The organism is Pseudorhodoplanes sp. (assembly GCF_046289595.1).
Lineage (GTDB): Bacteria > Pseudomonadota > Alphaproteobacteria > Rhizobiales > Xanthobacteraceae > Pseudorhodoplanes.
In genome coordinates, this window is record NZ_JBKBVB010000188.1 from 1 (window position 1) to 4,986 (window position 4,986).

Annotated in this window: 6 protein-coding genes, 1 tRNA gene and 1 pseudogene; 3 read left to right on the forward strand and 5 right to left on the reverse strand. The window is 62.4% G+C overall.

Features of this window, described 5'->3' with window-relative positions; translation table 11 throughout:
• Positions 1-224: VOC family protein (locus ACK41X_RS22440; RefSeq protein WP_409728232.1), on the reverse strand; the 224-nt coding region annotated here is incomplete at its 3' end.
• 267 nt (positions 225-491) lie between these two features.
• On the opposite strand from ACK41X_RS22440, the gene ACK41X_RS22445 reads away from it, so the two are divergent.
• A complete protein-coding gene (locus tag ACK41X_RS22445) occupies positions 492-941 on the forward strand; it encodes a hypothetical protein (protein WP_409728236.1) in 450 nt (149 codons plus the stop codon).
• Between the two features lie 23 nt (positions 942-964).
• Here the strand turns inward: ACK41X_RS22445 and ACK41X_RS22450 are convergent, their stop codons facing one another.
• A complete protein-coding gene (locus ACK41X_RS22450; RefSeq protein WP_409728239.1) occupies positions 965-1,753 on the reverse strand; it encodes a DUF2189 domain-containing protein in 789 nt (262 codons plus the stop codon).
• A gap of 106 nt (positions 1,754-1,859) precedes the next feature.
• Between ACK41X_RS22450 and ACK41X_RS22455 the strand changes: the two genes are divergently transcribed.
• A complete protein-coding gene (locus ACK41X_RS22455) occupies positions 1,860-2,177 on the forward strand; it encodes a c-type cytochrome (RefSeq protein WP_409728241.1) in 318 nt (105 codons plus the stop codon).
• Positions 2,178-2,234: 57 nt separating this feature from the next.
• On the opposite strand, the gene ACK41X_RS22460 is transcribed toward ACK41X_RS22455, so the two are convergent.
• Both ACK41X_RS22460 and ACK41X_RS22465 read right to left on the reverse strand, forming a co-directional pair.
• Positions 2,235-2,312: transfer RNA gene (locus ACK41X_RS22460), tRNA-Pro, on the reverse strand.
• A gap of 97 nt (positions 2,313-2,409) precedes the next feature.
• Positions 2,410-3,768, reverse strand: coding sequence for a hypothetical protein (locus ACK41X_RS22465; protein WP_409728243.1), 1,359 nt, complete (start codon positions 3,766-3,768; stop codon positions 2,410-2,412).
• A gap of 149 nt (positions 3,769-3,917) precedes the next feature.
• Between ACK41X_RS22465 and ACK41X_RS22470 the strand changes: the two genes are divergently transcribed.
• Positions 3,918-4,706 (forward strand): class I SAM-dependent methyltransferase, encoded by a 789-nt coding sequence (locus ACK41X_RS22470; RefSeq protein WP_409728246.1) that lies wholly within the window; start codon positions 3,918-3,920, stop codon positions 4,704-4,706.
• A gap of 20 nt (positions 4,707-4,726) precedes the next feature.
• Here ACK41X_RS22470 and ACK41X_RS22475 read toward each other — a convergent pair.
• Positions 4,727-4,986: pseudogene (locus ACK41X_RS22475) on the reverse strand (O-antigen ligase domain-containing protein); the annotation flags it as partial.

Here is a 4,986-nt window from a genome sequence, read left to right on the forward strand (position 1 = left end):
CGGCCCATCGGCGGCGACTTCGGCAACTCGAAGAAGGCGAGGATATTGCCGTTCCCGGCATCGAGAAACACATGCATATAGGGATCGGGCGCCTTGGTCGACGGCGCGCGGTCTTCCGCCATCGCCATCAGGAAATCCATCCCGAGCACTCTCTGATAGAATTGCACTGTTTCCTTCGCATTCTTGCAGCGATAGGCGACGTGGTGAATCTGTTCGACCTTCATGACGTCCTCCCGAAATTTGACGCATCATGCGCCGGATGTCCCGAAAACGCGTTGACCTGGGTCAACCGGAATTTGCGCGAAAGCGCCACATGAAGAACGGGACGCACAAATTTTTCCGCGCGGGGTGTCCGGACACCGCCCGGAGCGGCGCGCGACATCACCTTTCCCTGATTTTGACTGCGATCATTCACGGCGGGACCACACTTGGATGGTCCCGTCTGCGGGCAGCTCTTGGAGACCATCGGTCCTCAGAAAGAGGAGTCCGGAATGAAACGTGTGCTGATCCTTGCGCAGATACTCGGCGGCGGTTTGCTTGCCTTCGCCGCTCTGCCGGCCTCGATGTTGAACGCGGAGACGATTGCGTGTGCGGCCGAGCCTGACGTGAAGGGCGGCGGCCACTGGTATTACCGCATCCTCGACGGCCGAAAATGCTGGTACCGCGGCAAGCCGATGATGCCGCGGGAATCCTTGTACTGGCCGAAATCGACGGACGCGGCCGCACCGCGCGCGTCCGATGCGCAAGCCGCGCGCCGTGCGCAAGCCGCCGCCTCCGACGAGGAGGCCGCTGTCTCAGCCAAGGAAAATGCCGCATCAGAAACGGACGGCCGCAATGCCGCTGTCCCGGCAAGGACGGCCGAGCCTGCTTCCTGGCCGTCGCCGCTGGGGAACGAAATCAGTTTCGAATCGCGCTGGCTCGGCCTGCATGCAAGACCCTAGCCGGGCCGAATGAATTCACCGCATTAGTTCGCAGCCGCCGGTGCCGGCATGATGATGCGTCTGTAGAGATGCCAGGTGGTATGGCCAAGCACCGGCAGCACCACGATCAGGCCGAGAAAGAACGGCAGCGCCGCGAGCACAAGCAACACCACGATCATGGCCGCCCAGCCGAGCAGGGGCACCGGGCTCCTGACCACGGCGCGCACACTGGTCACCATCGCGGTCACGCAATCCACGTCGCGATCGAGCAGCAGCGGAAACGACACCACGGTTAGCGAGAACAGCACGACTGCCAGAAATGCACCGATCATGTTGCCGGCCAGCAGAAAAAGCAGACCTGTATTGGTAGTCAGCACCACGGCGATGAACTGCGTGAGGGACGTGAAGGAGGCGTTCAGGCCGAAGAACAGCGCCATCAGAAAGCGCGCCTGATACATCCACATGATGAAGATGAAAAGTGTCACAAACGCCATCCAGCCGATCTCGCCACGGCTGGTCATCGCCTTTATAATATCCGAGAAAGTTGCGGTTTCGCCGGCTTCGCGCTTGCGGCTGATTTCGTAGAAGCCGACTGCCACGAAGGGGCCGAGCAGGGCGAAGCCCGCGGCCAAAGGATAGGCGAGGTAGCTCATGCCAAGGCTGGTGACGCTCAGCAGGATCGCGATTCCGGCGGCGCAATAGATCGCCCCGAGCGCCATGCCGTAACACGGCGCGGCCTGGAAATCCCGCAGGCCCGCGATCAGTGATTCGGCGACGTCGTTGAATGTGACCGCCCGCACCACGGGATCGGCTTTGCCGGAAATCGTGGTCATTTTGGTCCTCCTCCGGTGAAAATCGGGCAGGGGCAAGGATCCGACATTGATCGGGATCAAAGCCGGTGCAGCTCCTCTCGGTCACATGGCTGCGGAGGTTCGGTCCATGTCTCGACTGGTCTGGTTGCTGGTTGCTTTCGGCGTGATGATGGCCGGACAAGCATCGGCTCAACCAATCGGCGATCCGGCGGCGGGCCGGCGCCTGGCGGAAGCGTGGTGCTCCGAATGCCATGCGATCACCCGCACGCCCTCGGGCGCGCCGCGGCAGGGACCCGACTTCATCGATGTCGCAAGGCGCCCGTCCACGACGCCACTTTCGCTCAATGTGTTCCTGCGCTCAAATCATGACAATATGCCGAACTTCATATTGCAGCGCGACGAGGCCGACGACCTCGTGGCCTATATTATGAGCCTGAAGGAGTGACGGAGGGTACACCGGGACCACGTCAGGTCGCTCTGGCCGGGCCGGACATCTGAAAAATGGTCGGAGCGGCGGGATTTGAACCCACGACCCCTAGTCCCCCAGACTAGTGCGCTAACCGGGCTGCGCCACGCTCCGACGGCGCCGTTATAGGGATGCCGCCGTGGCGGCGCAACCGCGGATCGCGTCCGGGGCGGCCGGTCCGGCCCGGCGTTTCCGGCTCACGGTTGCCGGCTCAGCTTTTCTTGGCCAGCGGACCACGCAGCGCCAGCGTCAGGTAGCACAGCGAGCTCGCCACATAGATCGCGGTGAAGGCCCGGATGAAGCCGGTCAGGTCGGCCCCCACCGCAATGGCAATGCCGGCGACCAGCGTCGCGGCGAGACTCACCAGCACGCTGACGCGCGCGATCACCTTGAAATAGCCGGTGTGGATCAGAAGGAAGTTTGACACGGTCTGGATCAGATTGGCGGCCAGAAGTACGATCATCAGATCGACGATGGGCTTCGGCATCACCGCCGAATTGCCGAGCAGGAGGCGGAACATCGGTTCCGAGAAGAACACGAGTGCGATCCCGATGACGATGCCCGGCAGGCTTGCCAGGCCGGCCGCCATCCAGGTCGAGAGGATCAGCGTGCGCCGGTCGCCTTCGTTATGGGCGCGAGTCTGGCGCGGCAAAGCCACATCGCTCGCGGCGGAATAGAGCACGGTGGCGCCGCGCATCACCTTGAACAGCGTATCGAGAATGATGGTCGGGGCGCCGAGGCCATAGGCGACCGGCACGATCGCATAGGAGAAATTGTAGAGATAGAATTCGTTGACCGCATAGGTGCCGCCCTGCACCACCTCTTTCCTGTTGTCACGGAAGAAGGAGCGCAGATGTCGGGGGAAGCCCGCGACGGTCGGCTGCAACGCGCCCTTGCGGGAGAGCCGCGCGATCATCACCACGAACAGCACCACCCAGATCAGATTGGCGATTACCAGAAACGCCATCAGCGGCAGGCCGATCAATGGCAGCGTCGCCAGCATGAAGCCGACATGCAGGATACGGCGCGTCGCCTCCATGCTCTCGAAGAAGATAAAGTCGTCGACTGCAAGGCTGATATTGCGCAACGCAAACCAAACCAGGGTGATCGCAGTGAAAAGAAAGAACAGCGCGAGCTCGAGCCCGCCATAGACGCCGGCGCCGAACGCGAGCGCGCCGACAAAGCACAGGATTGTGCTGACGATCCCGAGCAGGAAATACAGGATCACGATCGCGGTGGCATGCCACACCACGCTTGCGCCGGGCTGTGCGCCACCGAGCAGCCAGGCGCGCATGCGCACGAAGATGATCTTGACCAGCCCGATATCGGAAAGCCACAGCGCGATGCCCAGCGTGCCGACCAGAATGAAGATCGAGAACCGTTCCGGGTCGAGGATGCGCGCGAAGACAAAGGTCTGGACAAGCCCGCCAACGAGGCCGCCGCCGGCGGTGGTCGCCCGCAGGAACAGATAGGGCAGCGACAGGAACCGCCCCGAGGCGCCGGACGCTGCGGATTCCGCGGCCGCGTCGGTACGGCCGGATAACGCGGGGTTGGAGGTGGCAGCGGACATCAGTGACGGATCCATGCGGGTGCGGCCGATCTAAATCTCGGTCCGCGCGTAAGACATCCTAAACGCCTGCGGTTTAAGGAACTCTCAAGCGTTGCCGGCCGTACGGCCACGCCGGAATCGACGCACAAAAACGCGCTTATGGAGGCCTCATGCTCGATCGGACCCCAGGCGACATCCTGAGCGGCATCGAGGGCGACGATAGCCTCGCGGACGCCTTCGCCCGTCTCGGCGTACGCAACGACCGTGACTGGGCTTGGGACAATTACGAATATGTGGTGCGCGGACTGGCGCACATTTTCCACGCGCAACGGCTGCTGGAAGTCGGTGGCGGCCGCGATCCGCTGTTCAAGGCCGGTGAGTTGCAGGCGCTCGGGATCGAGATGACGATCAACGACATTTCGCAGACCGAACTCGACGTGTTGCCGGACGGCTATCGCAAGGCCTGTTTTGATATCGCCGGCGACATTTCCGTCGTTTCCGAATTGCGCGATCATTTCGATCTCGCCTTCTCGCGGATGGTGTTCGAACATGTCGCCGACGGACAGCGCGCTTGGGCCAATCTTTATGATTTGCTGGCGCCGGGCGGGGTGGCGCTCGCTTTCATTCCGACGCTCTATGCGTTTCCCTTCGTTCTCAACCGGCTGCTGCCGGACGCCCTTGCAGCGAGGATCGTCAAGCTGATCTACCGCAATCGCACCGACAACGACGATCCGGTTTTCCCGGCGCGCTATAGCTGGACTGTGGCGAGCGAAGGCACGATGAAGCCAATGCTGCAACGGATCGGCTATCGGGACGTGGCGGTGATTCCGTTCTACGGTCATGGCTATTATGATCGCTTTCCGGTCATACGCGATATCCATGCGCGCTTCACTGCGCTGGCGCGCCGGAACGACTGGCGGGCAGTGGCAAGCTACGCCTATATCGCCGCGCGCAAGTAGGCAGCGCCCGCTGCGCGGTCTCAGGCGGCTGCCGGCATTTGCGCGGGACGACGCTTGAAGTTCATGGTCGCGATCGAGAAGCCCCAGACCAGTCCAAGCAACAGGTAATAGTGCCGCCAGTGGTCGGTATCGATCACCATTCCTTCGGCTGCGACGCCGGTGAAGGTAGCCATCACCGGAATGAAATAGCGCTGCCACGGCGTTGCGACGAATACGGTGCGCAGGCCAATGAGGAGAGTGAGCAGCACCAGCGCGAGATAGGAGAATCCGCCGAGCCAGC

Coding starts and splice junctions, on each gene's coding strand:
- ACK41X_RS22445 (WP_409728236.1), top strand. CDS start 492: ATGAAACGTGTGCTGATCCTTGCGCAGATACTCGGCGGCGGTTTGCTT.
- ACK41X_RS22450 (WP_409728239.1), bottom strand. CDS start 1,753: ATGACCACGATTTCCGGCAAAGCCGATCCCGTGGTGCGGGCGGTCACA.
- ACK41X_RS22455 (WP_409728241.1), top strand. CDS start 1,860: ATGTCTCGACTGGTCTGGTTGCTGGTTGCTTTCGGCGTGATGATGGCC.
- ACK41X_RS22465 (WP_409728243.1), bottom strand. CDS start 3,768: ATGTCCGCTGCCACCTCCAACCCCGCGTTATCCGGCCGTACCGACGCG.
- ACK41X_RS22470 (WP_409728246.1), top strand. CDS start 3,918: ATGCTCGATCGGACCCCAGGCGACATCCTGAGCGGCATCGAGGGCGAC.